We start from the raw sequence: 361 nt of genomic DNA on the forward strand, positions 1-361 counted from the left end.
GCGGAAGAGCAACCAGCTGTTGATGATATTGACGATAGCTTTAACTTTGATGACTTTGAATTGCCAGAATTTGGCGAGGAAGAAGCGTTAGCTGAGCTTGATGAAACGCTAGCTGAGCCAGAATTGGCTCAAGAAACCAATCTAGGTCAAGAAACCAATCTCGGTGAAGAATCTGAGTTAGAACAAGAATCTAATTTAGATCAAGAGCTTAATCTAGAACCTGAATCACTAGAGCAAGAATCAGCGTCAGAGCCAGCCGTTGCGGAAGAGCAACCAGCTGTTGATGATATTGACGATAGCTTTAACTTTGATGACTTTGAATTGCCAGAATTTGGCGAGGAAGAAGCGTTAGCTGAGCTTG

The 361-nt window shown here is 42.9% G+C and carries 1 protein-coding gene; it reads left to right on the forward strand.

Annotation, left to right across the window (positions count from 1 at the left end):
- On the forward strand, positions 1 to 361 hold a 361-nt coding region (locus tag DZ860_RS24590; RefSeq protein ID WP_165862964.1), incomplete at both ends, for a hypothetical protein.

Origin of the sequence: Vibrio sinensis, from assembly GCF_003605645.1 — a bacterium.
Taxonomy (GTDB): Bacteria; Pseudomonadota; Gammaproteobacteria; order Enterobacterales; family Vibrionaceae; genus Vibrio; species Vibrio sinensis.